The sequence below is a fragment of the Methanocorpusculum petauri genome (assembly GCF_026891975.1).
In the GTDB taxonomy this organism is placed as follows: domain Archaea; phylum Halobacteriota; class Methanomicrobia; order Methanomicrobiales; family Methanocorpusculaceae; genus Methanocorpusculum; species Methanocorpusculum petauri.
In genome coordinates this window covers 95,053-121,440 of record NZ_JAPTGB010000002.1, presented here as the reverse complement: position 1 = coordinate 121,440, position 26,388 = coordinate 95,053, and the positions used below count along the sequence as shown (strand labels likewise).

The window sequence follows — 26,388 nt, the reverse complement described above, 5'->3', positions numbered from 1 at the left end:
AGGAAGTATTTGGGGGGGGGGGTATAAACCTTCCTGTTAACATATCGTATTTCTCTGAAAAACATGAAAAATTACAGAAAAAACAAACATGAAAAAATGGATAAAGACACATTCTGAAAACAAATCAACTACTAAATCCAAACAAACCGCGGTTTGTGAGTTGGGTCTGAGCCAGTTCTTTTCTGTAGGATTTTGGGGTGACCCGGGTCAACCCAAAATCCTACATTAGAAAAGAGACAGGGCGAAGAACTAATACCCAGTACACGAAATAACTACTGATTGCGAATACATCACCCCCCCAAAAAATGAAATCAACACCAAAACCACGAGATCACCACCACGAAAACCTCGACAGAATCGAGCGGCTGGATCGCAAACTCGCAGACCTCGGCATCAAAATCCGTAAAGACGAAGATTCCCGAAAAGTTACCGGCGAGGTTTTCGATGAAATCACGCTTCTTGCCCTCTACAAACTGGTGAACAAAAAAGTCATCAGCTCAATCGGAGGTTCCATTTCCACCGGAAAAGAAGCAAACGTATTTTTTGCCGGACGCACCAGCGATGCGGGAGTGGAAGTCGGTGCCGCAGTCAAAATCTACCGTCTGCGCACCGGGAACTTCACCACCATGAGCGAGTACATCTTAGGCGATCCCCGGTTTTCCAACATCAGGCACACGCACAAAGACATCATTTTTGCCTGGACCAAAAAGGAGTACAGTAACCTCGCCCGTACCAGAGAAGCAGGCATCCCCTGCCCCGAACCGTTTGCCTTTGACAGAAACATTCTGATCATGGAATTTTTGGGAGAAGACGGAATCCCGTATCCACAGATGCGCCAGAAACTTCCGAAAAGCCCCGAAGAAACCTATCAGGATGCAGTCGGCCTCATTCGCGATCTGTATCAGAAAGCCAGGCTTGTACACGGAGACCTCTCCGAGTACAACATCCTCACCGGCCCCGACGGCCTCATTCTGATCGACATGGCGCAGGCAGTAACACCGGAACACCCGAAGGCCTACAACTTCCTGTTCCGCGACATTAGAAACATCAACAGGTTTTTTGCACCAAAATGCAAAACAACCGATGAACATGAACTCTTCCGCAACATAGTCGGAGAAGAATTTTTCGAGATATAACATGACCCAGGAAGTAAAAATCCCCAACGACCGTATCGGCGCAATCATCGGAAAGCACGGCGAAACCCGCAAAAATCTGGAAAACCTGCTCGAGGTAACCCTCGAAGTGGACAGCAAGGACGGCCTGGTAACCATCACCAACGAAGAAGACGCACTTGCCGAGATCCGATCGATGGAGATCATCAAAGCAATTGGTCGCGGCTTCTCCCCGGAACGCGCACGAAAACTTCTGGAAGATGACGATATGGTACTGGACTTAATCGACATCTCCGACGATGCCGACACCCCGCAGAAGCTCTCCCGCGTCCGTGGACGAATCATCGGCCGCGACGGAAAAGCCCGGGAACAGATCGAAAACATGACCGGTACCTACATCTCGGTGTACGGAAAAACCATCGGTATCATCGGAATGCCGGATCAGGTGAACGACGCCCACACCGCAGTTCTTATGCTAATCAGCGGCTCGGATCACAATACCGTATTCAACTTCCTTGACCGCAAGAAGAAGGAAGCCAAGATGAATGTTATAAGCTACTACTATTGAGAAGCTATCATTCACAATCTTTATTTATGAATAGAGTTTCTCCATAGTTCCACTCGAAACAAAGGGGTTCATATATCGGATCGGCCATTCCATGAAAATAGACTCACTGCCTCTTCCAATCTCGCTGCGCACGAAGTATTCGGCGCTGGGTATCACCGAGCTCTACCCGCCGCAGGCGGAATGCGTAGATGCAGGTCTGTTTGAGCGAAAAAACCTGCTCGTCGCAATTCCGACCGCATCAGGCAAGACCCTTGTTGCTGAAATGGCGATGCAGAAGGAGATCGCAGACGGGGGAAAGTGTCTCTATATTGTTCCCCTGAAGGCACTTGCTGCAGAAAAATATGAGGATTTTTCAGGAAAAGAAGTGAAGGTCGGGATCGCGACAGGAGATCCGGATCAGCGCGATGAGTATCTGGGCCGCTATGATATTATTGTGGCAACCTCGGAGAAGACGGATTCGCTGCTGCGGAACCGATCCGAGTGGTTGAAGCGGATTTCACTCCTCGTGGTGGACGAGATTCATCTGATCGGCGATCCTTCCCGGGGCGCGACATTGGAAATGGTGATTGCAAAACTGCGGTACCAGAATCCAGCCATGCAGATCATCGGTCTTTCGGCAACGATGGGAAACCCGGAGGAACTTGCAAAATGGCTGGATGCAGGCCTCATCACGAGTGAGTGGCGCCCGGTAGACCTCCGTGAAGGTGTCTACCACAACGGGGCGATTCACTTCCACGGCGCGGAACGGATCGTACCGACTCCCAAGAAAGACGATGATCTGAATCTCCTGCTGGATACCGTCGGGGAGGGAGGACAGTGTCTGGTATTCGTATCTTCCCGGAGATCGGCGGAGGCGTACGCAAAACGGGCTGCAACTGTACTGAAGAAGAAGTCGACGGAGCTTGATGGCTATGCAGACAGAATCGCAAAGGCAGATGCAACACCGTCCGGAAAAGTACTGGCGAACGCGGTGAGGAACGGCGCGGCATTCCATCACGCAGGCCTGCCGCGGCAGGCCCGTGAGGCGGTGGAGGAAGGATTCCGAAAAGGCGACATTCAGGTGATCGCCTCAACCCCGACCTTGGCCGCAGGCCTGAACCTTCCTGCCCGGCGGGTAATTATCCGCGACTATCAGCGATACGAGGCAGGTATCGGGATGAATCCGATTCCGGTGATGGAGTACCGGCAGATGGCCGGACGTGCCGGACGGCCGAGACTGGATCCGTACGGTGAGGCGGTCTTGATTGCGAAAGACCGCGAGGCGGTTGACCGCCTGTTTGAGGAGTTCATCGACGCACCGGCGGAGAACATCTCGTCCCAGTGCCAGAAAGAGAACGAGCTGCGGAATCATTTGCTGGCGCTGATCACGACCGGATTTGCGTCCACGCATGCGGAAGTTGAAGGATTCATGGAAAAATCCTTTTATGCAAGCCAGAAGACAACGCACCGGAGACTTGACAGAAACATCGGCAAGGCTCTGGAGTATCTGGTGCAGAGCGGGATGATCACCGAAGAAGCAGACGGCGGCCTGTGGGGAACGCAGTTCGGTGTTCTTGCTTCCCGCCTGTATCTTGACCCGGAGACGGCATCGATGCTTCGGGAAACTCTGGAGAGACAGGAGATGTTTTCAGCGTTCGGGATGCTGCATCTTTTGTGCATGACACCGGATATGTTCCGGTTTTACCTGAAGGCGTCGGATGAACGACTGGTGGATCAGGTGTTTTGCGAACGAGGTGATGAGTTGTGGTGCGAGGAGTTGTCCGAGGAGTTCTTCGCTGCGGTGAAGACGGCACTGGTTGCGGAGGCCTGGTGCGAGGAGGTACCGGAGGACGTTATCTGTGAGAACTTCGGTGTGGGCGCAGGAGACATCCACGCCGTGGTAGAAAATCTCCGCTGGTTGATGCATGCGGCAGGGAGAATCACGCATGAGTTTGCTCCGCGGTTTGATTCCGAGGTGCGAGACCTTGAGATCCGGATCGAGAACGGAGTGAAAGAAGAGCTGCTGCCGCTGATTACCCTTCGGGGCATCGGCCGCGTCCGTGCCCGGCGGCTGTTCGATCGCGGAATTACCACACCCGAAGCTCTGCTCTTGGCAGACAGCCGTGATGTGGTGTCAATTCTGGGAAATGTTCTTGCGAAAAATGTTTTGGAGCAGGCAGCGAAGAAGACAGGAAAGGCGGCAGAGTTTCCCACTCTTCCAGAGGAAGAGAAGATCGAGGCGGTCCCTGCCGCAGCTCCGGCAGAGCCGAAGCCGCAGAAAACCCTGTTTGATTTTGGAGAGTAGATGATGATGGAACAGTCTCTAACAATGTATGAGGCCAAAGCCTCAGTCAGTGATACGGCGGCAGTCCTCGCACAGGTCAATGCGATCGCAAAAAAAACCGCATCGACCATTGTACTATTTGATGCAGAAAAAGTCGCAGGGCCGGATCATATCCGTTCCGCAGTCCGGCATGCAGAACGGTCATTTGCTTCCGGAAAACCGATTGCCCGAACGCTTGCAATGGAGATCCTTTTGTATGCTTCCGGCCAGCGGCAGTGTTCCCTTGCGCCCCGGTTCGGCCTGCATGCAGGAGAAAACGTACTGTTTGTAGTGATGTTCGGCGGTGATGCGGAACTGGCACGGGAGTTGCTGAGCGGGATCGTTTCGTTTGAAGAGCACGGGGTGCGTGCAACCCGGGCAGTGTTGATGGAGGAGTTTGGGATCACCGCAGAAGAGATTGAGGTCGTCGGAGAAGATCGTATCGGTGAGCTGGTAATCGAACGGGTTGCCCTGATGGACGCGTACAAATGAAGATATACGAAAAAATATGATCAGCGTGGTACAGGTTTTTTTCCGAGTACGTATATCGGTACCTCACCACAAATCCCCCGAACACTCATCGAAATTTCTTCCAGATAATTCTCGTTCATGACAATGATGCCGGACACCGGTGTCCCACGCAGAGTTTCAGGAGAGACAATTGGGTGCGCGGTTTTTGGCATATATTTTCCCTGTTTTTTTGGATTAATATCAACAACTGACACGATGGTTTCTCGTGCCGGATCGATCTCACGCAAAAAGGTCGCTCCTTTCGCACCTGCACCCCAAACTACAAAGGAACCGGAGGAGACAAGAGACCTCCATGCAGAAACACATGTTGAGAACTGCAGAATCGGTGGGGAAGACGGCTGCTGCGTATTCACATCGGGAGGGTGAAGGTCCGCAAGTCTGGTAATAACGTAACAGTACTGATCACCAAAGAATGTCCCGGCATGTAGTACATCAGAGAACAAACCCGTTAAAGCCGGAAGGGAAAAATAATTACAGTGTTCAAAAAATACATCATAAAATGCATTTTTTTCAACGATCCAACGGAAATCCGGGACTTCAATATACAGTAATCCCTGATAGTCATTGGCCTCGGCAATAGACTGAAGAAATTGGAGAGGATGTGAGATGTGTTCGAGAACGTGACGTAAAATAATCAGATCAGCTTTACCAAAAGATTGCTGAGCAACCATGTCACGGGAATAATACTCTTTTATGATTCTTGGATCTGTTCCCTCATATGCCGGATCATAGCCATGAACAGTATATCCAAGCTCCCCCAATTTCATGAGAAACGTCGCTTTTCCACATCCAATCTCCACAACATGTGATTCGTGGGAGAGGGAGGGAAGCAGAATATCACAAACATTCTGGAGATGGGACTGAAACATAGGGGAGTACCCCTGCTCATTCTGATAATGTTCATCATATTCCAGAAGAGATGGATCAAATGCCGCATTCCATACAAACCCGCAATCTTCACAAAAATATAAGGAGATATTACCACAGGGAACAGATTCAGCAATTTCCTTAGTGGGATATGCCTTGTTCTGAAAAGCAGGAACATTCATTGCAGCGTACAAAGGCAAGATGTGTCCCGAGGAACAAAGAGGGCAGGACATCATACAACCTCTCGAACGTAGGGTGAACGAACAAGGGATACAGATGGGGAGGTAATTATGGAATACTTGGGGGGGGGGTGCAATTAACACCCAATACATCAATCATATACTAAACTATATTCGTGTACTCATATCAACCTATTGATCAGAAGGCCAACTCCCGTCTCCGATAGGAAATTCAGTAAAACACAATAGATTCATAGATATTTTTCCATCACATAATCATCCATCACAAATCCGTTCCCGATCTCGGTTACCATCTCCCGGGAACGGACAAACCCGAGTTTTTCGTACACCGCAACAGAGGAAAAATTCCGCTTGTTCACGGTCAGATAGATCATCCCAAGTCCGCGTTCTTCAGCGAGGGATGCAACGAAATCCATCGCAGCGCGGGAAAGTCCCCGGCCGCGGAAATTTTTTCTGATATAAATTTTTGAGAGAAACATTGCATGATTCTCCAGCTCGGGATGAACAGCAGTGTAGCCAATTCGATCTGAACCCAGCTGCAAAATATAGTACTGATACCCGCCCTCTGCGATCTGACTGCTGATTGTTTCAGCAGACTGAAACGTTTCGATCATGTATGCGGTCTGTGCCGCACCAATGATCGGAGGAAAATGTTCCATCCAGATCTCCTTCGCAAGTTCTGCAATTGCTGCAATCTCCGGATCAGTTGTTACCGGAAAAAAGGAAAGTTCCGGCATGATCACTGACCTGCATGAGTGAGGATGTGGCGAATCTCAGGAACGATGATCTCCTCTGATGCAAGCTTGACTGCTTTTGGTGATCCCGGAATGCAGAATATCGCACGGCCATTTGCAATTCCCGCAACTGCACGGGAAAGGATCACCGAGTTCCCTACCTGCTCGTAACTCTTCATCCGGAATAGTTCGCCAAAGCCGTCCATCGTCTTCTGAAACAGAGAGGAAACCGCTTCAATCGTACAGTCATCATGGGTAAGACCTGTACCGCCGTTTACCACAATGCAGTTTGCAATTTTTAATGCTTCAAGAACGGCAGATCGAATCTCGGAGATGTCATCCTTGACAATTATCAGTGACACAACCGGAATGTCTGCTGCGGTAAATGCATCGCGTATGATCCTCCCGCTGAGATCTGTTTTTTCCGTACGGGTGGTGGAAACAGTGATGACAGCAGTTTGTATGGAAATATCTTTTCGGTGCTCGGCTGGCATAAAGACTATGTAGGTATTCTTTAGTATTATGCAATTCGTATTAGGATGAGTTTAATGAAAAAGATTAATCATTCACAAAAAATGGAAAACAGATCAGGGAGAAGCATTTTTTGATCAGGATTTTTTCACTCTTTTCAGGAAATGCCCCTCACCCCTTTGTTTCGAGTGGAACATATGGAAGGTATCCTCCCGAAATGATACTTCCATATGAGGTGGTACTAATCATAAGTAACTCTACTTCTAATAATATAAAACTTTCTCTTTTAAATATTGTAAAATTTTTTTATTGATTGTAAAATGTAAAAGATTAATTTAGAAGTAAAACAAAAATTGGGGAAAATGTGGAGTGCATTTAAAATTTTTCGAGTGTACCTGATCACCGTTTCCACTCGAAACAAAGGGGTGGGGGAGTAAGTATAGCATCTATGGTGTTCTCCTGAGATTCTATCTGGTATCTTGACTAGTTTAAACTCTTAACTAGGCATCAGCATCATGATCCCATAACATTACTTTCCAGTGGAAACAGCGGTATATTAATAGGAAAAACGACGTAAGGTAATCTATGGATCTGATACGTCATGCCTGATGAACCCTACAAATCTACTGGTCTTTTCAAAAAATATACCGTTAAAAATAAAATATTTCAAAACCGTGAAGTTCTTCGCCACAGCTACAGCCCGCGTGAACTCCCGCACCGGATTGATCAGATAGACTCCATTGCAGTCATTCTCGCGCCCTCTCTTCAGGGTGCAACCCCTTCCAACATTCTCATCTACGGTAAGACCGGTACCGGAAAAACTGCTACTGTTAAATTTGTCGGATCTGAGCTGGAAAACGAAAGTTCTGAATTTTCTCCCTGCCGCATGGTACATCTCAACTGTGAAACCATCGATACCCAGTACCGCGTGCTTGCCCAGATTGCAAATCATATCAGCGGCCATGATCTCAAACCAAGCGATCGCGCCAAAAATACCATTCCTGCAACTGGCTGGCATACCGATCAGGTATACTCCGAACTCAAGAACGTTCTTGAACAGGCCGGGGGTCTGCAGATCATCGTACTTGATGAGATCGACAAACTCGTGAAAAAAAGCGGCGATGATACGCTCTACAACTTAACAAGAATCAACAGTGATCTTAAAAATTCCCGGGTCAGCATAATCGGCATCTCCAATGATCTTACCTTCAAGGACTTTCTGGATCCCCGTGTCCTTTCCTCCCTCTCCGAAGAAGAACTGGTGTTCCCTCCCTACGATGCTGTTCAGTTGCAGGATATCCTGCACCAGCGTGCTGAAATGGCTTTCCTTCCTGATGCTGTCAGTGAGGATGTTATTGCTCTCTGTGCAGCACTCGCTGCCCAGGAGCATGGCGATGCCCGGCGTGCACTGGATCTTCTCCGTGTTTCCGGAGAACTTGCTGAACGCGAGTCTTCAGACAAAGTTCTTGAGTCTCATGTCCGCCGCGCCCAGGAAAATATCGAGACTGATACCATGAGTGAGTGCGTTCAGACCCTTCCGCGCCAGGGAAAAATGGTGCTCTGTGCTATGCTCATCGTCTCCTCCTCGGGACAAAAAGTGTTCACTAGCGGCAGTGTCATCAACATCTACCGCGAACTTGCACGAGAACTCGACGTCGAACCTTTAACCCATCGCCGGGTCTCCGATCTCATCAATGAACTGAATATGCTTGGTATCGTCACCGCCCGCGTTGTCTCGCATGGACGTCATGGCCGGACAACAGAAATCTATTTCAACAGTCCCACTAATCAGATACGTACAGTAGTAATGAACGATCCAAGTCTTCGGGAGTGCAGCATCTTGCAGCCGCTCCTCTGAGACGTTGTATCGCACAAGGTGAAAAATCATGGACGAAAAGGATACAGTAATCCTTCGGGAACTGCAAAAGAACAGCCGTATCTCCGCACGCGATATCGCTGTCATGCTGGAGGTTGATGAACGCGAAGTTGAGAATCGTATCGCAGCACTCCACGCAGCAGGCATTCTCCGGCGCTGCACTGCCGTTATTGACTACAGTGCTGCGGGAGTTGACGAGGTGGCTGTCATTCTGTCTCTGAAAATCACTCCCGAGCGTGGACTTGGCTATGATGGCATTGCTGCCCAGATTGCCCGGTTCCCGCAGGTGGAGTCCATTCTTCTCCTGACCGGCACCTATGATCTGCAGGTCATTATCCGCGGCCAGTCGATGGCCGAGGTCTCCCGGTTTGTTGCCGAGCAGATTGCGTCAATTGACGGTGTCCGTGAAACGATGACACAGATTGTAATGCGGACATACAAAGAACAGGGCGTCGAGATGTCGCGGCCCGGCAGTCGCGACCGGCAGCTTATCACGTTCTAAATGGCGGGGAATCATGCGAAATTTTGTATCACGCATGGCTGCGGAGATTCCTCCGTCGGGTATTCGGAAGTTCTTTGATCTGCTCCTTACGATGGACAATGTCATCAGCCTCGGTGTTGGTGAACCGGATTTTGATACACCGTGGAATATCTCACAGGCTGCAATTTCTTCCATCGAAAAAGGCATGACGATGTACACGTCAAACCGCGGTCTTGCCGAACTGCGGGAACTTCTTGCGGCAGATCTTGATCACCGCTATCACACAAAGTACTGCCCTGAGACCGAGATGATCGTAACAACCGGTGTATCTGAAGCACTTGATGTTGCGGTGCGGGCGGTGGTGGATCCAGGCGATGAGGTTCTCGTTGTGGATCCCTGTTTTGTCTCGTATCAGCCGGAGGTGCTGATGGCCGGCGGCCGGCCGAAACCGCTCCCCTGTCGTGCGCAGGATCAGTTTAAGATAACACCCGAGGCACTGATGGAGTCCGTCACTCCAAAGACGAAAGTTCTGATGATGAACTTCCCGAACAATCCGACCGGAGGAGTGATGGGTGAAAGCGATCTGAAAGCCATCGCCGATATTGTTGTTGATCACGATCTTTTAGTGCTCTCCGATGAAGTGTATGGGGAACTGACCTACGACGGACATCATGTCTCAACCGCTTCAATTGATGGTCTGTGGGATCGGACGATCACGCTGAACGGCTTCTCCAAAGCATATGCCATGACCGGCTGGCGGCTCGGCTATATCTGTGCGCCGAAGGAGATCGCGGATGCGGCACTGAAGATTCATCAGTACGTAATGATGTCGGCACCCACCACCGCACAGTTCGCCGCGATTGAGGCATTGAAGAATGGTGAAGAGGCGAAAAACGAGATGGTCGCAGAGTACCGGATGCGGCGCAACCTCTTTGTGAAGGGCCTCAATGATGTCGGGCTTCCCTGCCATCTGCCGAAGGGTGCGTTCTATGCGTTCCCCTCAATTGAGGGAACGGGCCTCACGGATGAGGAGTTTGCTGAGCAGTTGTTAAAAGAGCAGCATGTGGCAGTTGTGCCGGGCAGTGCCTTTGGTGAGAGTGGTCGCGGCCATGTGCGGACGTGCTACGCGGTAGATCGGGCGAAACTTTCCGAAGCTGTTCACCGCATCGGAATGTTTGTTGCGTCGCTGCACAGCTGAAGTATTTAACCCCTTTGTTTCGAGTGGAGGAGTTTATATGCTCCTCCCGATTTTCCATGCAGAAGAGAGAGATCGTCGCACGGTTCCTTGAGGCGGGATTGCTGGTTCATCCGGCGGTTGTTACCTATATTAGTGAGAGCGGTGGCTCCGGCATCATTGAAGGCATCATCAGTTCTCTTCCATCCGCTGTTTCGGTCGTGACTCCGAAAGAGGTGCCGGGTATGATGGCGGCGCGGGTTGACAAGCTTTCAGTCGGCGTGAGCGCTTTGCCGGAAATTCTTGCAGGAAGAGAGGGTTCCTCTGTTCCGACAGCAAACCCGGAGGAGTCCTTTTCCCTGTTCCGTGATCGGTACGACGCTCTTGCCGCGATGATGCGGCCCCGTGTCAGCCCGATCCCGATTGAGGCACTGGTGAAACAGAATAGCCGGTTTGCCGACACGGATATCGGTGTTATCGGTATGGTGGTTGAGAGTTCGACGAGTGCGAAGGGTCACCGAATTGTGGAGATCGAGGATCCGACCGGCACGATCAAGGTGTTGTTCAACAAAAACCGTGAAGGATTTGATGAGGCGGAGAAGATCATTCCTGATGAGGTTATCGGCATTCGCGGAAAACTGGCCCGTGATACGGGCGGTGGGGGAGGGATGATCTTTTCCGACACACTGTTCCGGCCGGAGATTCCGCTGACTCACACTATCTCCCCGTCCAAAGAGCCGGGGAAGGCTGTTCTCATCTCGGATGTGCATGTGGGAAGCGATACGTTTCTTCCGGATGCCTGGGAGAAGTTTGCGTCGTGGCTGGAAGCAACGCCTGAGGTCAAGTATCTGCTGATCGCAGGAGATGTGGTGGACGGTATTGGTGTGTACCCGAATCAGGACAAGGAACTGCACATCAAAACGATTTATGAACAGTACGATGCGGTCGGCGAGATGCTCTCGGCTCTTCCGTCCCATCTGCAGATCGTTCTCTCTCCCGGGAATCACGATGCAGTACGGGCCGCAGAGCCGCAGCCGGTTCTCCCCGAAGAGTTCCGGACCCAGTTCCCAAGTAATGTTACGTTCGTGGAAAACCCTGCGGTCGTGAACATTCAGTCAGTGAATGTTCTGATGTATCACGGGCGCAGCATTGATGATCTAATCAAGTTTATTCCGGGAGCAAGTTATGAGCATCCGGGAGAGATCATGGAGGCGATGTTGAAGCGCCGTCATCTCGGTCCGATTTATGGTCAGAGAACACCGCTGCTGTCCACCCCGATGGATCATCTGGTGATCCGCGATGTCCCGGACATTCTCCATACCGGGCATGTCCACATTACGGATGTGGTGAGTTATCGCGGTGTGCTCGGTGTGAATGCGGGGACATGGCAGGGACAGACGTCATTCCAGAAACAGATGAACATCAATCCGACCCCTGCGGAGGCGATCGTGGTGGATCTGTTCACGATGGGGTACGAGAAGCTGTGTTTTCTGGATGACAAAACTTTTTCGTAGATTATTTCTGCGCGATCAGTTCGTCAATAATCGAAACTCTTTCGTACGGGGTTGATTATAGTAATACCGGAAACTCTTTTTACAGTAGTATTATTAGGTAGTCTGTCCTGTACTATAGAGAGAAACCAAACCGGATATCCGGAGGTTTTTGATTCGTATGGATCTGATCTATCTCGCTCCAATATGTGCCGTTATCGGCCTTCTCTTCGCCCTCTACTCTTACTCTGTGGTAAAGAAAGAGGGAACGGGTGATGAGAAGATGCAGAAGATCGCTGCAGCCATTCACCTTGGCGCAATGGTCTTTCTGAACCGTCAGTATCGTGCAATCGGAGCCTTTGTTGTTGTTATTGCAATCATTCTTGCAGGTCTTTCCTTCGTCACCGACGATGGAATGAGTATCTGGGCAGCACCCGCATATGTCATTGGTGCAGCTCTTTCTTCACTTGCAGGATACATTGGTATGCACAGCGCAACCAAGGCAAACGTAAGAACTACCAATGCTGCAAAACGCGGTATTGCTGATGCAGTCAAAGTCTCCTTTGCGAGCGGCTCGGTCATGGGTATGTCCGTGGTCGGTCTCGGTCTTCTCGGTGCGTCCGTTGTTTTCCTTGCCCTTATCGGCATTTTCGGCGGCTTCGGCGACATCGTTGCAGTCAATACCGTAGTCTCCAACATGGCGGCATTCGGTTTTGGTGCATCTTCTGTTGCACTCTTCGCCCGTGTCGGCGGCGGTATCTTTACCAAGGCAGCTGATGTCGGCGCAGACCTCGTCGGCAAAGTTGAGGCAGGTATCCCCGAAGACGATCCCCGCAACCCGGCAGTCGTTGCAGACAACGTCGGTGACAACGTCGGTGATGTTGCAGGTATGGGTGCCGATCTGTTTGAGTCCTATGTCGGATCGATCATCGCGTCCATGGCTCTCGGTGTCGTCGGTGCAGCGTTTGCATCCGAACTTTTCGGTGAAGCACCAAACACGCTCAACATTATTCTTCTGCCGATGCTGATTGCAGCATGTGGTATCATTGCCGCTGCAGTCGGAACACTGTTCGTCAGAACCAAGAAAAACGAGAACTCCGCAATCCACAAGGCATTCAACACGGGAACGATCATCGCACTGATCCTCTCTGTCATTGCAACCTACTTCCTGACCTCCAACCTTGTCGGTGGTCAATTCGGTATGGGTATCTGGTTTGCAACCATCGCCGGTCTCGTCGCGGGATTTGGTATCGGTCTGATCACCGAGTACTACACCTCCTTCGACTACAAACCAACGAAGGCAATCTCCGAGTCCTGTCAGACCGGAGCTGCGACCAACATCATCAACGGTTTTGCCAAAGGAATGGAGTCAACCGTCTGGCCGGTTCTGATCATTGCCGCCGCAACCTACGTTGCCTACTACTTCGCCGGCATGTACGGTATCGGTATTGCAGCTGTTGGTATGCTGTCCACCCTTGGTCTGACCCTCGCAGTTGATGCATACGGCCCGGTTGCCGATAACGCAGGTGGTATCGCCGAGATGTCCGGTCAGCCGCACGCTGTTCGTGAGATCACTGACACTCTTGACGCGGTCGGAAACACGACTGCCGCAATCGGTAAAGGATTTGCAATCGGTTCGGCTGCGTTGACCGCTCTCGCTCTCTTCAGCGCTTACGCAACGGCAGTCGGCCTTGAGGCAATCGATCTCCTGGACACTAATGTGTTCATTGGTATCCTTATCGGTGGTATGCTCCCGTTCCTCTTCTCTGCACTCACCATGACCGCAGTCGGTCAGGCAGCCCAGAAGATTGTGATTGAGGTTCGCCGTCAGTTCAAAGAGATCAAAGGTCTGATGGAGGGTACTGCAGAGCCGGACTACACGTCCGCAATCGCTATTGCAACCGACTCGGCAATTCACAAGATGATTCTGCCGGGCGTTATTGCAATCGCTGCACCGATCATTATCGGTCTGGTTCTCGGTCCTCTTGCCCTCGGTGGTCTCCTTGTGGGATCGCTTGTTGCAGGTGTTCTCCTTGCGCTTACCATGGCAAACTCCGGTGGAGCATGGGACAACGCAAAGAAGTACATTGAGCTTGGCAACTTCGGCGGCAAAGGTTCTGACGCCCACAAGGCAGCAGTTGTCGGTGACACTGTCGGTGACCCGTTCAAGGACACTTCCGGCCCGGCTCTGAACATTCTGATTAAGCTGATGAGCATGATTGCACTGGTGTTTGTGCCGGTAATCTTAGCTTTCGCTGCATAATCAGACAAACTCATATTCACATTTTTTCATTTTTCATGGTAGTTATCTCAAGATCTTCCTCCCGCGTTGCCCTTTTTATCATCTGATCCGTTAATATAATTCCATTAACAAAATCCATAGAATTCAAGATATTTAATCACCTTTGCAGGAATAATCAGTATATACATATGGCTGATGCAGTCCGGACTTCCTCCGCCTCAGATCGGAAGCTGCCAAACTACCGGTTCAGGTTTGTTCTTCTGATCCTTGCAGCCGCGATCTGCGTTGTCGGATCCTTTGCTGTCGGCAGATATTCTCTTGGCATCGCTGATGTTGTTCTGGTGTTCCTTTCTTCCCTCCTTTCAGTCGGAGAATCGGTACTGAACGCGTATGATGCCTTTCTTTCGATGTTTCCTTCCTTCTATCCGCTGACCGCTCTTGCGGAAGCATCGTCTGCATTCTTTGCCAGTGTTCTGGATCTGTTTTTTCTGATCCTTCCGGGCCCTGATACATGGGACTTTGCAACCTACAGCGTCCTGTTCAACATCCGTCTCCCACGAATCATTGCTGCTGTTCTTGTGGGTGCGGCTCTTTCAACGGCAGGAGCCGCGTATCAGGGAATGTTTCAGAACCCTCTGGTCTCTCCCGATATTCTCGGTGCCTCAGCAGGAGCGGGATTTGGTGCAGCTCTGGCCATTTATTTTTATCTGGGAACCGGAGCCATCACGATCTTTGCCTTTGCGGGCGGTCTCATTGCTGTTGGTGTGGCCTATCTGATCAGCCGTCTTACCCGGGGGTCTGCAACCCTGAGCATGGTGCTTGCCGGTATTCTGATCGCCAGTCTTTTCAGTGCTGCCACCGCCTACATCAAACTTGTTGCAGACACAAACGATCAGCTTCCGGCAATTACGTACTGGCTGATGGGCAGTCTTGCCGGTGCCACCATGGATGACGTGATCTTTGCAGGAATTGTTATTGCTGCTGGTCTTCTTCCCCTGTATCTGCTCCGCTGGAGGATGAACGTCCTTACACTCGGTGAGGATGAGGCGCGGAGCATGGGCATCAACACAAATCTTCTGCGGCTCATTGTGATCATCTGTGCCACACTGGTAACTGCAGTAGCAGTCTCCATCTCCGGTATCATCGGCTGGGTTGGTCTTGTTATTCCGCACTTCTGCCGCATGATATTCGGCTACGATTATCGGAGAATTATTCCTGCTGCTGTCATTATGGGCGCGGGATTTCTGCTGGTGGTGGATGACTTTTCCCGCACTATTGCAACCACTGAAGTTCCGCTGGGTATTCTTACAGCGTTTGTGGGAGCACCGATATTTGCATATCTTCTGATGATGGGAGGCAAGCGATCATGAGTCTTGAGGTTTCCTCGTTGTATTTTTCGTATGCGAAAAATTCCCGCCTGATCCTGGATGATGTTTCTTTTTCAGTCGGTGAAGGAGATCTACTTGCGGTTCTCGGACCAAACGGTGTTGGAAAGAGTACGATGTTCCGGTGTATTCTCGGATTTCTGCCGCATTATCAGGGAAACATTCATCTGAACGGCAGGAACATCCGGACAATGGATCACAGGGAGATTGCAAAGTATATCGCCTACATTCCGCAGTCAACGTACCCGGTGTTCAACTACACGGTTCTCGACGTGGTTCTGATGGGTCTGACCAATCGGGTGAATCTGCTTGCCTCCCCGAATCAGAACCATATCGATGAGGCGTATGCGGCGATGAAAAGTCTCGGTATTGCCCATCTGCGGGATGCGGGCTACGGCGAGATCAGTGGCGGTGAACGGCAGCTTGCCCTGATTGCACGGGCACTTGTCCAAAAGGCAAAAATTCTGATTATGGACGAACCCACGGCAAATCTGGACTACGGCAACCAGTTCCGGGTGATGTGCCGGATCTCGGATCTTGCCAGGGAGGGCTACAGCATCATTCTTTCTACCCACAATCCGGATCATGCCTTTTTGTATGCGAACCGGACACTGATGATCTACGGCGGCCGCGTGATTGCGGACGGTACACCTGAGGAGGTTCTGGATGCATCACTGATCAAGGATGTGTATGGCGTGGACGTTCATATCGAAGATTATCAGTACGGTTCCCGCCGTCACAAACTCTGTATCCCGATTGACGGTGGTGTCGGGAAGTAATGAGTAACGCTTGTTCGTTCTCTTGGATTTCGTATTTGTCAGTTCTCCGAGCTGCTACCTTCCCCTATAATTCCGGATGTTTCTATAACCAGCTGATTTCCTATTGTGTCGGAATGCCAAGACCAATTCTGTATTGTTTCTGAAAAAATTATCTTTTGGAATCTACTGATACTTATTGTCATTCTGTATTGTATATTTTCATGGCTTTTTATATACAAAAGTATTCTGAATTTTGCACATTACAGTATATACCGTATGGAATTTTATTCTGTTATCAAAATAGTACTCACTTTGCTTCTGATCATCGGAGTTGGTTATGCCGCAAGGCGATACAACATACTGAGTAAGGATTCGATTGGCAGTATATCGAAATTCGTATTATTTGTGTCACTTCCGTCTTTGATACTTGTTTCGTCTACATGTAAACCATTCACTCCCGAATGTATCAACATCGTTCTTCTTCTTTTGCTTTCGTCTCTCGTGTACTATGTTGTGTCCATAGTTGTGGCCCTGATAATACCGCGTTTGATTCGTTCAAAATCCAATGAAATCGGTGTTTATCGTTTTATTCTGGTGTTTCCGTCCGCCGTCTTTTTTGCGTTCCCTATTATTCATATGATCTTCGATCAGGAAGGTATTCTTTACGCGGCAATTTTTAATTTACCGTACTTCCTTCTGACGTTTTCCCTGGGAATATGGCTTATGACCTCATCGCTGAAGAAAGGTGCGGCATCGATGAAATTCGATCCGCGGGTTTTCCTGAATCTTGCATTTCTTGCTACTCTGGTTGGTCTGTTGCTGTATTTTACCTCGACTCCGATTCCGGAGCCCTTCCGTGAGACTCTGGCACTTCTTGGAAAAATGTCAACTCCTCTCGCTTTAATTGCGACGGGTGGATTTTTATTTGAGGTTAATATCCTTGCTCTGTTCAAAAATTCTCGTCACTATCTGATCTCTATTGTCCGGCTTCTTGTTCTGCCTTTGATCGTGTTTGTCATGCTGGATACTCTGCTTCCGTTGTTTGATTCCGAGGTTCTTCATGTTGAACTTCTTTCTGAAGTGAAAAACGTGATCCTTGCAATTGCCGTTATTATTGCGGCGATGCCTGCTGCGGTTCAGACCGTCATTATTGCGGCGGAGTATAAAGCCCATCCGGAAATAGCTGCAGAGATTATACTTGTCACCACGCTTCTGGCTACTGTTACCGTGCCGTTGCTGTTTATTACTGGGTTCATTCCATGTTGAATGAATATACTATATGATCGCGTGCAGTGTTGAGGTCCGTCAGGATCTCTTCTGTTTTTTGTTCGGGGTTACGGGTAGGTTTTGTTAAATTTTTATAATTTACTTAATCTATTTTTTAATCTATAATATTTTATCGAATGCCCACTAAATTAGTACCTGTAGCTACTCCCAAGGGGAGGAGCGACACAGTTCCACAGGATTGTGATCTGAAATTCCCGTTTTCGGGAGGCATATGAATGAAAATTTGTGGAGAAATCCTCATAGTCCTCGTTCTCCTTACTGTTGCCGCATTTTCAGGCGCAGCTGCTGCAGAGGAGATGCGGACCTTTGTTGATGACATCGGCAGGGAGGTCACTCTTCCTGCTGCGGTTGATGCGGTGTCGCCTTCAGGGCCTCTGGCACAGATCGTACTGTACTCGCTTGATCCGGATCTGCTCGTAAGTATTGCGCGCGAATTCTCGGAGAGTCAGAAGAAGTATATTGATCCGCGTCTTCTAACACTGCCGGTTACAGGCAACTTCTATGGTTCGAAGGCTTCTACGATGAACGCCGAGTCAATTATGGCAATGGATAAGGAACTGCACATTGATGTCGTTCTGGATGTCGGTGAGGTAAAGGACACAATGGAATCGGATTTTGATGATATTTTCCGTAAAACAAATGTAACCTTTGCATTTGTCACCCAGAATACGCTTGATGATATTCCGGGTTCGTATCTGAAGCTTGGCAGACTTCTTTCCCGCGAGGAACAGGGTCAGCGGCTTTCAAACTATACGTCGTTACTTCTTGCGGAGTTCGCTGCCGGTATGGCGAAGATCGGTGATAACAAAAAGTCGCTGATCTATGTGACGGCGGTTGACGGGAACTCGGTATCGATGATGGGTAAAGGTTCGTACCACGCAGAGGTCATCGATTATGTGGGTAACAATGTTGTCCCTTCTGCGGTGTCGGGTAGCGGCAGAGGTGATGATTACACAATGGAAGATGTTTTGCGGATGAATCCTGATTTCATCATCGTTTCCTCCACCACTGATCATGCGTACTACAAAAAAATTCTGAGTGATCCGATGTGGCAGTCTCTGTCCGCTGTGAAGAACGGCAACGTGTATGAGGCACCGAACGGTCCCTACAACTGGATGGGAGGACCGCCGTCTGTTCACCGGCTTCTTTCGCTGATCTGGCTTGGAAATCTGATGTATCCGGATGTGTTTGACTACAGCATTGACAGCCGTGTGAAGGAGTTTTACTCGCTATTCTTCCATTATGAACTGACGGATGCGGAACTGAACGAACTGATGGTCTATGCAAAGCCGCATGCGTCTCCGACAACAACCCAGACACCAGTACCGATCGCCGGCATCTGTGCAGGCGTTTCTGTCGTTGTACTAGGCCTCAGTTTCCGAAGGACCTGCCGTCCTTGAAAATTAACTTTTTTTCATTTACTTTTTTCATTTGTCTGGAATTATATTTTATATCTGCGGGACGAATAACAGTGTATTTCTCCTGTTTTCAGGGGTGTATGTTATGACGAAATTCGTAGAAATTTTTCTGGTTCTGGCATTGATTTGTGTCGGGTGTACTGCTGTTTGCGGTGCTGTTTCGGCCGAGGAGATGCGGACCTTTGTCGATGATGTCGGCCGGGAGATTACTCTTCCCGCTGCGGTTGATGCGGTGTCGCCTTCAGGGCCTCTGGCACAGATCGTACTGTACTCGCTTGATCCGGATTTATTCGTGAGTATCGCAAGTGAGTTTTCGGACCTTCAGAAAAAGTATATTGATCCCCGTCTTCTGACGCTGCCGGTTACCGGACAGTTCTATGGTTCCAAGGCTTCTACGATGAATCCCGAGTCGATTATGGCGATGGACAAGGAGCTGAACATTGATGTTGTTCTGGATATCGGCGAGGCAAAGGAGACGATGAAGCCGGACCTTGACGATATTTCCCGCAAAACAAATGTGACGTTTGCATTTATCACCCAGAATACCCTTGATGATATTCCGGGTTCGTATTTGAAACTTGGTGCGCTTCTTTCCCGCGAGGAACAGGGTCAGCGGCTTTCAAACTATACGTCGTCACTTCTTGCGGAGTTTGATGCCGGTATGACGAAGATCGGTGATAACAAAAAGTCGCTGATCTATGTGACGGCGATTGACGGCAACTCGGTATCGATGGTGGGCCAAGGCTCGTACCATGCGGAGGTCATCGACTATGTGGGCAACAATGTTGTTCCCCCTACGGTGGCAAGCGGTGGATCGGGTGACGGTTACACGATGGAGGATATTTTACAGATGAATCCTGATTTCATCATCGTTTCCTCCACCACTGACCATGCTTACTACAAAAAGATCATGAGCGATCCGATGTGGCAGTCCTTGCCTGCCGTGAAGAACGGCAACGTGTATGAGGCGCCGAACGGTCCCTACAACTGGATGGGAGGACCACCGTCTGTTCACCGGCTTCTTTCGCTGATCTGGCTTGGAAATCTGATGTATCCGGATGTGTTTGACTACAGCATTGACAGCCGCGTAAAGGAGTTTTACTCGCTGTTCTTCCATTATGAACTGACGGATGCGGACCTGAATGAACTGATGATCTATGCAAAACCGAATGTGTTTCCGGTTCCGCCGACAACCCAGGCGCCGGTACCGATTATTGGTGTTCTGGCGGGAGTTGCCGCGGCAGTGGCTTTTGCCGGACGAAGGTTATAAGGGATTTCCATCAGTGATGGTCGATTATATTTCCCTCTGGAATGCGCAGGAGTCGGCGGGAAACCTCCAGAAAGAAATATTTCATGACGACAGGAGTTTTTGGGGAGATCCCAAAAACGCCCGCCGGTTTTTGGATCGGCTGTTTTACAGCGACATCTCCGGAATTGAACATCAGTTTGCCGTGTTCCAGACACCGCCCGGCTTGGTGATATGGGGTCAGGTCCCGGAACTCTTGTGTGCCGCAGACTGTGCATCTGTGAGGGGAGTGGCGGCAGGAGATCGTTGCCGGTTTTGTGCAGGATAGGATCGTACAAAATGATGAAGGATTTTTTATCTCAGGAGTTTTCCGTACTGCACACATTTGGTGGGAGAAAGATCACTGATGGATTGTGTTCTCTGCTTCTGTACTTTTTGTAAATTAGTTACAGTTGATTTTTTCGATTCAATACAAGCCTTTTGATTACCTTTGGCCACTTTTGTATAAAGGTATGAGTTTGCATAATTCCGGTACGTCTTCGGTGGCTGTTGATTACTGCCGTCTGTGGGATGAACAGCATGCTCGTTCCGTTGCACAGAAGGAAAAGATGGGTGAGGGAGGGGGAAAGTTCTGGTCGGATCAGGGCGTAGTCGATCGGTTTGTTCAGAATGTTATCTCCGGTGATCCGTCCCGGATGGAGAAACAGATCGCTGAAATGCATATTCCGTCCGGATCTTCGGTTCTTGATATAGGGGCTGGTCCCGGAACTCTTGCAGTGCCGTTGTCCTGTTTCGGCTGCCGGGTAACGACGGTAGAGCCGTCGGAACCGATGGGGGTGGCGATGGAGCGGTACCGCAAAATGATGCATGCTCCGCCCATTCGGGAGATTCGCAAGTGCTGGGAGGACGTAACACCGGAAGAGGCCGGAGTGCACGATGTTGCGGCCACCTCACGAAGGGCGGGAATTGGTACATCTTTGAGTTCGGAAGTACTGAGATCTGTATCTGTTTCCCATACCTGCTGAAACATTTTGTTGACTCCTCTGATAGTGCCGTTTTCATTTATCGCAATGATCGGATCGGGAAACCGATTGAAGGCTGCGGAGGATACCGGAATACGGGATGAGAGATGATATACCCGTGCAGGCCCGACAATCTGCATCTCTACCTGTCCAAGGGTAACAAGAATACCGAGATACTTTGCAGCGGAATTTCTGTTCATTCCGGATTTTCGCGAAACTTCGGCGATAGAAAGGCCGTATTTATTGTCTTTGAGGGTGTTCATTACAATATCTATTCCGACGTCACGATCGTTTGGTTGCACACACATCACTTCGTGGAGATATAGTTATCCTGATGTAACTAAATATTTTTTGTATGCTGGTAAATGTGCATGGCGGATGTGCATGAATTTTCATACTCCCTGTATCTGAAAACTTATTCGAATAGGAATTCCGCGGGATGGCTCTTGGAGATATGCAATAATTTAACACGCAAAAAGCCATCGAAGAGATTTTTCAGAGACCTCAACACTTTTCTTCATTGAAGATCACCACGTAACTCTTATTAGAAAATCTCCATTCAAAATATTCATAGGTAGAGTTGCAAAAATACCTTGTAATTTTTTACAACGAAAAAGAATGAAATCTGTTTGAGGATCTTCTTCTCCCCAGTGATCATCGTGTACGTCTCATCTAAAAAGAAAAAAATGTTGGAAATCAGATTGCCTGATCATTTGTTAGGGCGCCGCTGTAGTACACCTTTCCTGTCTTCATATCCATCAGGGTAATCAGACTGTTGCCGTCAGAACTTATCGCACCACTGATAGCTGTTGATCCGTCTGTATTTCTGGCGGCAAATCCTATCATATAGGAAGGCGGATTTCCATAACCTTTCATGACATACTCGGCAAGAACGACAAACCGCTCTCCCGGTTGAACAATAGTATTGTACTTCTCCTCGTTCCTCCATCCCTCACCGAACTTCACGATGCGGTGATCTATGGAACTTGCCGGCTGGGTCAGATGGCTTCTTACCTTTCCTGATGAAGCTGTTCCTCCTTCAGTGGAGCTTATCCAATCAAGTGCAACTGGGGTATTGTAGGAGACAGCAAACGATCCGCCGCTTCCCACAGACCCTGATCCGGAGAGACGCAGGTTGGTAACATCAAGGGGTGTGTTTCCTGTAACCTCAAATACCATCCCTCCTTCACCGATGGTGGCAGTATTCGGATAGCCTTCGCCGAGAGTATACCCTCCGGTATAGAGGCCGATAAACTTCACATCCGCACTACCGCCGGAGGTACTTGCAGACCCAAGAAAGCCTGTGGCGCTAAAACTTACGACCGCTGCAATGATGATCGTAATTACCAGCATGAGCATCACACCGATAACCGGGGAAACCGCTGTATCCTTGTTTTTTCTCATTACCATACTGCACGTACCTCCTTATCACTCAGAATAGTGCCTGTCGGGGCATGTATTACTGTTATGTGAACAACTGACCCGTCTCCAAATCCGTAGCTGGTTCTGTCGCTCACATCAAATCCGAGAAACTGATCAATGTTCTTGAACCACCAGACCGTGCCACTGGCAATCGGAGCTTTGCCACCAAAGAAACGGTAATCATTCATCCCTTCACCGAGGGTGACACCATTTCCGGAAACTGGTACAATGTCAGTAGTGTACAGATGTGTCCGGGGGATAAAGGGATCATCATGCGATGACCAGACCATTTCACTTGGCCAGTTTGGATTTACACTGTCTCCAATCAGCGACATACCGTACTTTTCCAGCTGTCCGTCAATGGTATGCGTAATAACCTTTCCTGAATTTCCCAGTATAACACCGTTGTACGTATCCGGCACTGTGTATGAGGTCACAATCTGCAGGTCATTTGAACTTAGTTCCCCGGTACATGAGGTTATCTCAACCATAACCGGAGGATTTTGCGTCCTTGTATTGTATTCCGCCAGACCTGCATGGATCGTATAATCGAATCCCGCAGAAGGAGCCGGAGATACGGACGAAGCAAGACCGTTTGAAAACCCGGCCACAATCGCTGCAATGATAATTGCGACGATAAGCATCAGCATAACACCGACTACCGGAGATACTCCCGCCTCTTTTTCCCTGAAAAAGGAACTGGGTAATTTTCGTTTTGAAACAAGTTTTCGCATGCAAAACCTCCGGTTAACGAATTGTAATCGTTCCTGCCTGCATGCGTCCGCCGCTGTTCTTATCGAGAACAACATACTCAATCGGTACGTTCAGTTGAATATCAAATGTCCCTCCGTTAACCGGAGTCCAGCGAAGGAACTGTCCCTTCTTTGTTGCCGTAGTATTCAGACTGTTGTCATAATATCCGTCAGCAAGAAGAGAGAATGTCTCACCAAGAGCGATAACCTCATCCTGCTGTTTTACAACGGCAAAATATGTCTCATTCACCCCATTGGATCCACGTATAATGTTCAGTTTATCCGAATCAGCATTGCTGCTTGTGGTGTCTCGATATACATTTGAATCAAAGGTGATGGTCGCATCTCCGCTTTTGAGCTGAACGGCAATATCCTTCAGTTGGAACGAATCCCCTCCGAGAAGCCGGAATGTCAGACCATTGTTGGGTTTGTATCCTGCTTTATAGTCTGGTTCCGTGTTGGTTTTGTCCGTATCAATAATACTTGCCGTGTAGGAAACATCCAGTTTCACCTGCGGCGTTGCCTTTTGTTCTCCGGCAAGACCGCCGGTGAACGAGGCAACCATCGCCGCGATAATGATGGTAACAACCAGCATGAGCATAACACCGACAACCGGCGATACTCCGTTTTCTCTGATCTGTTTCTTCATTGTACAATGACCTCCTTGTTATAGAGAACAGCCTGACTCGGTGTGTGAATAATGTTCACCGTCACTTTGGAACCTTTGGTAAATCCATATTTTTCGATAATCTGATCCTTTGTTGCTGTTGTCGGATTCGTAAAACCAAGGACTGTCCATGTTCCCGCAGAGTTGTACGTGCTCGCAACAGAGCCGGATTCGAACTCATATTTTCCAAAATTAATTTTTGTATCTCCTACTGAACCTGCGGTTACATCTGATAAGATAGGAACAACAATGTTCTTGTTTGCCCCGGATGCGTCCTTCACGGTAATGGAAGGCATCGACTGGGCGATCGCTTCACCCCGGATAACGGTTCTTTCCGTTCCGGTCGAGGTGTAGTACGTCGTAATTTTGAGATCAGATGAGGGGATACTGCCGCCTCCCACATGTTCCAGAAGCATGACGTCCTGTGTTCCGTCCGCCCCGCCGTTGGATGCAATTTTCACATTCAGTACGGTTGATGGTGCTGCCTGAGCATCTGCAAAGGTTGTGCCGGCAAACATTGAGACGAATGCCGCGATAACAATGGTCACCACAAGCATCAGCATAACACCGATCACCGGTGATACTGCCTCATTCGTGTTTTTGTTGTTTGTTTTTCTGGGAAGTGTCATAATAACAGCCTCTTTTACTCACCATTGTTCAGAATCAAGTATTCTGCCGGCGAGATCCCCGGTGGAAAGAATCGATCCGGATTTTGTATCGATTAAGGAGTACTGGGTTTTTGGTCCCAGCTCAAACTCCCCTTCGGAGTAGGCGGTACTGCCGCCGCGGTCTGCAATGAGGTAGACGTGATTGTAGGAAGAGCCGGATGCGGCGATGATCCGATCCACAAATACAATGAATCGGTCTCCGGGTTTGATGAGAGTGTTTCCCGGAGTTCCTATTGCACTCGCTGAAATACCGATTTTTTTCATGCGGGTTTTGATGGTATCAGGCAATCGTGACTCACCCGGTACCGGATTGTTTTTGTAGGTAGCTGACGGGGCGTCATTGTACGAGACGGTCGTCTCATTTCCGCCGGTACGGATATTTTCTTTGAGATCAAGCTGAAGATTAAACAAAGAAAGTTCTTCTCCTCCTTTGTGCTCAAATACCAGACCGACTTCTCCGAGTCCGCCGTCATCACTGGAGAGGTTTCCTGCCATTACTCCGACATACTGAATCTGGGCCTGTGGTGCCTTTTCTGTGGTTGAAAGGATGTTTCCGGCAAATCCACTGACAACTGCTGCAATGATAACAACGATTACCAGCATGAGCATAACACCGACAACCGGGGAAACCGCATTTTCCTGGACTGTTTTTTTCATACGATCGTCCTCACGTCCTTGTCAAAGATCACTTTCCCGCTGGGAGTGTGAATGATTGATACATGGGCTTCTGATGTTCCTGTGGAAAATCCGTAGGTCTTGCGCTCGGTGGTTGTGTTGAATCCGAGGAAATAGTCAATATCAAAAACCAGACTGCTTCCTGAGGTCAGTGTTGCATCGCCGAAGAGCCGGTTTACGGTTTTTGTGGTAACATTTTTGTCATTGTTTGTTACCTGATGCACAAACGGATAATCGGTAATCGTCCAGTCCAGATCATTTTCGACTGTCGGTGCAAGTTTCCCGTCGATGGTATGCATGATTGTTTTCCCTCCGGCTCCCAGTACCTGACCAAGATATCGATCAGGAACGGTGTAAGAGGTTATAATCTGCAGATCGCGGGTGGGAAGAGCTTCCCCTCCCAAGTGTTCGATGACTGCTTTTTTTTCAAGTGTCCCGCCGTAAAGTGAGACCTGAAGCGAAGTGGTCGGTGCCGCTTCACTTGTAGTCCCAAGTCCGCTCGCAAAACTGCTGACAACAGCTGCGATAATGATGGTGACGACAAGCATCAGCATGACACCGACAACCGGCGATACCGCGTCCTGTTTTTTCGGACGATGTCTTCCCGGTGGCGTAATTTTTTTCATAGTTCACATGCTCCACCCAAACTATCCAATTCATTTGTAGGTAATGAAAATAATTTGGTATTGTGTGGTATGTACTGGCTGCTATAAATATACGTCGCGAACTAGGTTTGTTTTGCATATTTGGGAAAAATTCTGCGAGTTGTATCTGCATTGCAATAAAGGATCCCGGTACCAAAATGCGTATGTCCCGGAACTACTGCGGTTGTATTTCTCAGATCTCGGCCGCGACATCAAAAAACTCAAGACAATCAATGGTACATGAAACGGGTTTAACAAAACCCGATAGACGGTGTTAGAGGCTCGTTCTCCGGGAGGGAGGCCCCCCGGTCGTTGAAAAATCCCTTCATTTCTCGGAAATATTTCGTGTATTTACAATCGAAGCCCGCATTCCTCATTGATGCCGATCGTTTCCGA

24 protein-coding genes are annotated in these 26,388 nt (G+C 49.2%); 15 read left to right on the top strand and 9 right to left on the bottom strand.

The window, feature by feature from the left end; genetic code table 11:
- Positions 1–305 precede the first annotated feature (305 nt).
- The 4 genes from O0S10_RS01315 (at position 306) to cgi121 (ending at position 4,474) form a co-directional block, all read left to right on the top strand.
- Positions 306–1,136, top strand: coding sequence for a serine protein kinase RIO (locus O0S10_RS01315; protein WP_268924082.1), 831 nt, complete (start codon positions 306–308; stop codon positions 1,134–1,136).
- A 1-nt stretch (position 1,137) separates the two neighbouring features.
- Entirely contained in the window at positions 1,138–1,680 is a 543-nt protein-coding gene (locus tag O0S10_RS01310; protein WP_268924081.1) for a KH domain-containing protein, read from the top strand.
- A gap of 91 nt (positions 1,681–1,771) precedes the next feature.
- A complete protein-coding gene (locus O0S10_RS01305; protein ID WP_268924080.1) occupies positions 1,772–3,964 on the top strand; it encodes an ATP-dependent DNA helicase in 2,193 nt (730 codons plus the stop codon).
- Positions 3,965–4,474 (top strand): KEOPS complex subunit Cgi121, encoded by a 510-nt coding sequence (cgi121, locus tag O0S10_RS01300; RefSeq protein WP_268924079.1) that lies wholly within the window; start codon positions 3,965–3,967, stop codon positions 4,472–4,474. It begins immediately after the preceding gene.
- A 20-nt stretch (positions 4,475–4,494) separates the two neighbouring features.
- Here the strand turns inward: cgi121 and O0S10_RS01295 are convergent, their stop codons facing one another.
- From O0S10_RS01295 to O0S10_RS01285, 3 genes are all read right to left on the bottom strand, one after another.
- Positions 4,495–5,562, bottom strand: a complete 1,068-nt coding sequence (locus O0S10_RS01295; RefSeq protein ID WP_268924078.1) for a class I SAM-dependent methyltransferase — start codon at positions 5,560–5,562, stop codon at positions 4,495–4,497.
- Between the two features lie 248 nt (positions 5,563–5,810).
- On the bottom strand, positions 5,811–6,317 hold the full coding sequence (locus O0S10_RS01290; RefSeq protein WP_268924077.1) for a GNAT family N-acetyltransferase: 507 nt from the start codon (positions 6,315–6,317) through the stop codon (positions 5,811–5,813).
- Between the two features lie 2 nt (positions 6,318–6,319).
- The gene (locus O0S10_RS01285; RefSeq protein WP_268924076.1) at positions 6,320–6,808 is read right to left on the bottom strand and encodes a MogA/MoaB family molybdenum cofactor biosynthesis protein; all 489 of its coding nucleotides are present in this window, start codon (positions 6,806–6,808) and stop codon (positions 6,320–6,322) included.
- Between the two features lie 578 nt (positions 6,809–7,386).
- Between O0S10_RS01285 and O0S10_RS01280 the strand changes: the two genes are divergently transcribed.
- The 11 genes from O0S10_RS01280 to O0S10_RS01230 all read left to right on the top strand — a co-directional run bounded on the left by O0S10_RS01280 (position 7,387) and on the right by O0S10_RS01230 (position 21,167).
- Positions 7,387–8,643 carry an ORC1-type DNA replication protein gene (locus O0S10_RS01280; RefSeq protein WP_268924075.1) on the top strand — a complete coding sequence of 419 codons (1,257 nt, stop codon included), beginning with the start codon at positions 7,387–7,389 and terminating at the stop codon, positions 8,641–8,643.
- Positions 8,644–8,671: 28 nt separating this feature from the next.
- Positions 8,672–9,163: an Lrp/AsnC family transcriptional regulator gene (locus tag O0S10_RS01275; RefSeq protein ID WP_268924074.1), complete on the top strand. Its 492-nt coding sequence runs from the start codon at positions 8,672–8,674 to the stop codon at positions 9,161–9,163.
- A 13-nt stretch (positions 9,164–9,176) separates the two neighbouring features.
- Positions 9,177–10,340, top strand: a complete 1,164-nt coding sequence (locus tag O0S10_RS01270) for an aminotransferase class I/II-fold pyridoxal phosphate-dependent enzyme (RefSeq protein WP_268924073.1) — start codon at positions 9,177–9,179, stop codon at positions 10,338–10,340.
- A 56-nt stretch (positions 10,341–10,396) separates the two neighbouring features.
- A complete protein-coding gene (locus O0S10_RS01265; RefSeq protein WP_268924072.1) occupies positions 10,397–11,830 on the top strand; it encodes a DNA-directed DNA polymerase II small subunit in 1,434 nt (477 codons plus the stop codon).
- Between the two features lie 157 nt (positions 11,831–11,987).
- Positions 11,988–14,069 (top strand): sodium-translocating pyrophosphatase, encoded by a 2,082-nt coding sequence (locus tag O0S10_RS01260; RefSeq protein ID WP_268924071.1) that lies wholly within the window; start codon positions 11,988–11,990, stop codon positions 14,067–14,069.
- 167 nt (positions 14,070–14,236) lie between these two features.
- Positions 14,237–15,418 (top strand): FecCD family ABC transporter permease, encoded by a 1,182-nt coding sequence (locus O0S10_RS01255; protein ID WP_268924070.1) that lies wholly within the window; start codon positions 14,237–14,239, stop codon positions 15,416–15,418.
- Positions 15,415–16,212 carry an ABC transporter ATP-binding protein gene (locus O0S10_RS01250; RefSeq protein ID WP_268924069.1) on the top strand — a complete coding sequence of 266 codons (798 nt, stop codon included), beginning with the start codon at positions 15,415–15,417 and terminating at the stop codon, positions 16,210–16,212. The genes O0S10_RS01255 and O0S10_RS01250 overlap by 4 nt, the downstream gene beginning before the upstream one ends.
- A 255-nt stretch (positions 16,213–16,467) precedes the next feature.
- Positions 16,468–17,457, top strand: coding sequence for an AEC family transporter (locus tag O0S10_RS01245; RefSeq protein WP_268924068.1), 990 nt, complete (start codon positions 16,468–16,470; stop codon positions 17,455–17,457).
- Between the two features lie 236 nt (positions 17,458–17,693).
- Positions 17,694–18,878 carry an ABC transporter substrate-binding protein gene (locus O0S10_RS01240; RefSeq protein WP_268924067.1) on the top strand — a complete coding sequence of 395 codons (1,185 nt, stop codon included), beginning with the start codon at positions 17,694–17,696 and terminating at the stop codon, positions 18,876–18,878.
- A gap of 103 nt (positions 18,879–18,981) precedes the next feature.
- Complete coding sequence (locus O0S10_RS01235; protein WP_268924066.1) at positions 18,982–20,166, top strand: ABC transporter substrate-binding protein; 1,185 nt, start codon at positions 18,982–18,984, stop codon at positions 20,164–20,166.
- Positions 20,167–20,654: 488 nt separating this feature from the next.
- The gene (locus O0S10_RS01230) at positions 20,655–21,167 is read left to right on the top strand and encodes a class I SAM-dependent methyltransferase (protein WP_268924065.1); all 513 of its coding nucleotides are present in this window, start codon (positions 20,655–20,657) and stop codon (positions 21,165–21,167) included.
- 693 nt (positions 21,168–21,860) lie between these two features.
- On the opposite strand, the gene O0S10_RS01225 is transcribed toward O0S10_RS01230, so the two are convergent.
- The 6 genes from O0S10_RS01225 to O0S10_RS01200 are packed head-to-tail and all read right to left on the bottom strand — an operon-like array spanning position 21,861 to position 25,974.
- The gene (locus tag O0S10_RS01225) at positions 21,861–22,574 is read right to left on the bottom strand and encodes a type IV pilin domain-containing protein (protein ID WP_425438300.1); all 714 of its coding nucleotides are present in this window, start codon (positions 22,572–22,574) and stop codon (positions 21,861–21,863) included.
- A complete protein-coding gene (locus O0S10_RS01220; RefSeq protein WP_268924064.1) occupies positions 22,568–23,320 on the bottom strand; it encodes a type IV pilin domain-containing protein in 753 nt (250 codons plus the stop codon). Before O0S10_RS01220 ends, O0S10_RS01225 begins: the two co-directional genes overlap by 7 nt.
- A gap of 13 nt (positions 23,321–23,333) precedes the next feature.
- Positions 23,334–23,987, bottom strand: a complete 654-nt coding sequence (locus tag O0S10_RS01215; protein ID WP_268924063.1) for a type IV pilin N-terminal domain-containing protein — start codon at positions 23,985–23,987, stop codon at positions 23,334–23,336.
- A complete protein-coding gene (locus O0S10_RS01210) occupies positions 23,984–24,634 on the bottom strand; it encodes a type IV pilin N-terminal domain-containing protein (RefSeq protein WP_268924062.1) in 651 nt (216 codons plus the stop codon). Before O0S10_RS01210 ends, O0S10_RS01215 begins: the two co-directional genes overlap by 4 nt.
- A gap of 18 nt (positions 24,635–24,652) precedes the next feature.
- Positions 24,653–25,330, bottom strand: a complete 678-nt coding sequence (locus O0S10_RS01205) for a type IV pilin N-terminal domain-containing protein (RefSeq protein WP_268924061.1) — start codon at positions 25,328–25,330, stop codon at positions 24,653–24,655.
- Positions 25,327–25,974 carry a type IV pilin N-terminal domain-containing protein gene (locus tag O0S10_RS01200; protein WP_268924060.1) on the bottom strand — a complete coding sequence of 216 codons (648 nt, stop codon included), beginning with the start codon at positions 25,972–25,974 and terminating at the stop codon, positions 25,327–25,329. The genes O0S10_RS01205 and O0S10_RS01200 overlap by 4 nt, the downstream gene beginning before the upstream one ends.
- Between the last annotated feature and the right edge of the window lie 414 nt (positions 25,975–26,388).

Coding starts and splice junctions, on each gene's coding strand:
- O0S10_RS01200 (WP_268924060.1), bottom strand. CDS start 25,974: ATGAAAAAAATTACGCCACCGGGAAGACATCGTCCGAAAAAACAGGAC.
- O0S10_RS01265 (WP_268924072.1), top strand. CDS start 10,397: ATGCAGAAGAGAGAGATCGTCGCACGGTTCCTTGAGGCGGGATTGCTG.
- O0S10_RS01290 (WP_268924077.1), bottom strand. CDS start 6,317: ATGCCGGAACTTTCCTTTTTTCCGGTAACAACTGATCCGGAGATTGCA.
- O0S10_RS01270 (WP_268924073.1), top strand. CDS start 9,177: ATGCGAAATTTTGTATCACGCATGGCTGCGGAGATTCCTCCGTCGGGT.
- O0S10_RS01305 (WP_268924080.1), top strand. CDS start 1,772: ATGAAAATAGACTCACTGCCTCTTCCAATCTCGCTGCGCACGAAGTAT.
- O0S10_RS01285 (WP_268924076.1), bottom strand. CDS start 6,808: ATGCCAGCCGAGCACCGAAAAGATATTTCCATACAAACTGCTGTCATC.
- O0S10_RS01250 (WP_268924069.1), top strand. CDS start 15,415: ATGAGTCTTGAGGTTTCCTCGTTGTATTTTTCGTATGCGAAAAATTCC.
- O0S10_RS01220 (WP_268924064.1), bottom strand. CDS start 23,320: ATGCGAAAACTTGTTTCAAAACGAAAATTACCCAGTTCCTTTTTCAGG.
- O0S10_RS01255 (WP_268924070.1), top strand. CDS start 14,237: ATGGCTGATGCAGTCCGGACTTCCTCCGCCTCAGATCGGAAGCTGCCA.
- O0S10_RS01210 (WP_268924062.1), bottom strand. CDS start 24,634: ATGACACTTCCCAGAAAAACAAACAACAAAAACACGAATGAGGCAGTA.
- O0S10_RS01215 (WP_268924063.1), bottom strand. CDS start 23,987: ATGAAGAAACAGATCAGAGAAAACGGAGTATCGCCGGTTGTCGGTGTT.
- cgi121 (WP_268924079.1), top strand. CDS start 3,965: ATGATGATGGAACAGTCTCTAACAATGTATGAGGCCAAAGCCTCAGTC.
- O0S10_RS01205 (WP_268924061.1), bottom strand. CDS start 25,330: ATGAAAAAAACAGTCCAGGAAAATGCGGTTTCCCCGGTTGTCGGTGTT.
- O0S10_RS01230 (WP_268924065.1), top strand. CDS start 20,655: ATGAGTTTGCATAATTCCGGTACGTCTTCGGTGGCTGTTGATTACTGC.
- O0S10_RS01280 (WP_268924075.1), top strand. CDS start 7,387: ATGCCTGATGAACCCTACAAATCTACTGGTCTTTTCAAAAAATATACC.
- O0S10_RS01275 (WP_268924074.1), top strand. CDS start 8,672: ATGGACGAAAAGGATACAGTAATCCTTCGGGAACTGCAAAAGAACAGC.
- O0S10_RS01295 (WP_268924078.1), bottom strand. CDS start 5,562: ATGAATGTTCCTGCTTTTCAGAACAAGGCATATCCCACTAAGGAAATT.
- O0S10_RS01225 (WP_425438300.1), bottom strand. CDS start 22,574: ATGGTAATGAGAAAAAACAAGGATACAGCGGTTTCCCCGGTTATCGGT.
- O0S10_RS01310 (WP_268924081.1), top strand. CDS start 1,138: ATGACCCAGGAAGTAAAAATCCCCAACGACCGTATCGGCGCAATCATC.
- O0S10_RS01315 (WP_268924082.1), top strand. CDS start 306: ATGAAATCAACACCAAAACCACGAGATCACCACCACGAAAACCTCGAC.
- O0S10_RS01240 (WP_268924067.1), top strand. CDS start 17,694: ATGAAAATTTGTGGAGAAATCCTCATAGTCCTCGTTCTCCTTACTGTT.
- O0S10_RS01235 (WP_268924066.1), top strand. CDS start 18,982: ATGACGAAATTCGTAGAAATTTTTCTGGTTCTGGCATTGATTTGTGTC.
- O0S10_RS01245 (WP_268924068.1), top strand. CDS start 16,468: ATGGAATTTTATTCTGTTATCAAAATAGTACTCACTTTGCTTCTGATC.
- O0S10_RS01260 (WP_268924071.1), top strand. CDS start 11,988: ATGGATCTGATCTATCTCGCTCCAATATGTGCCGTTATCGGCCTTCTC.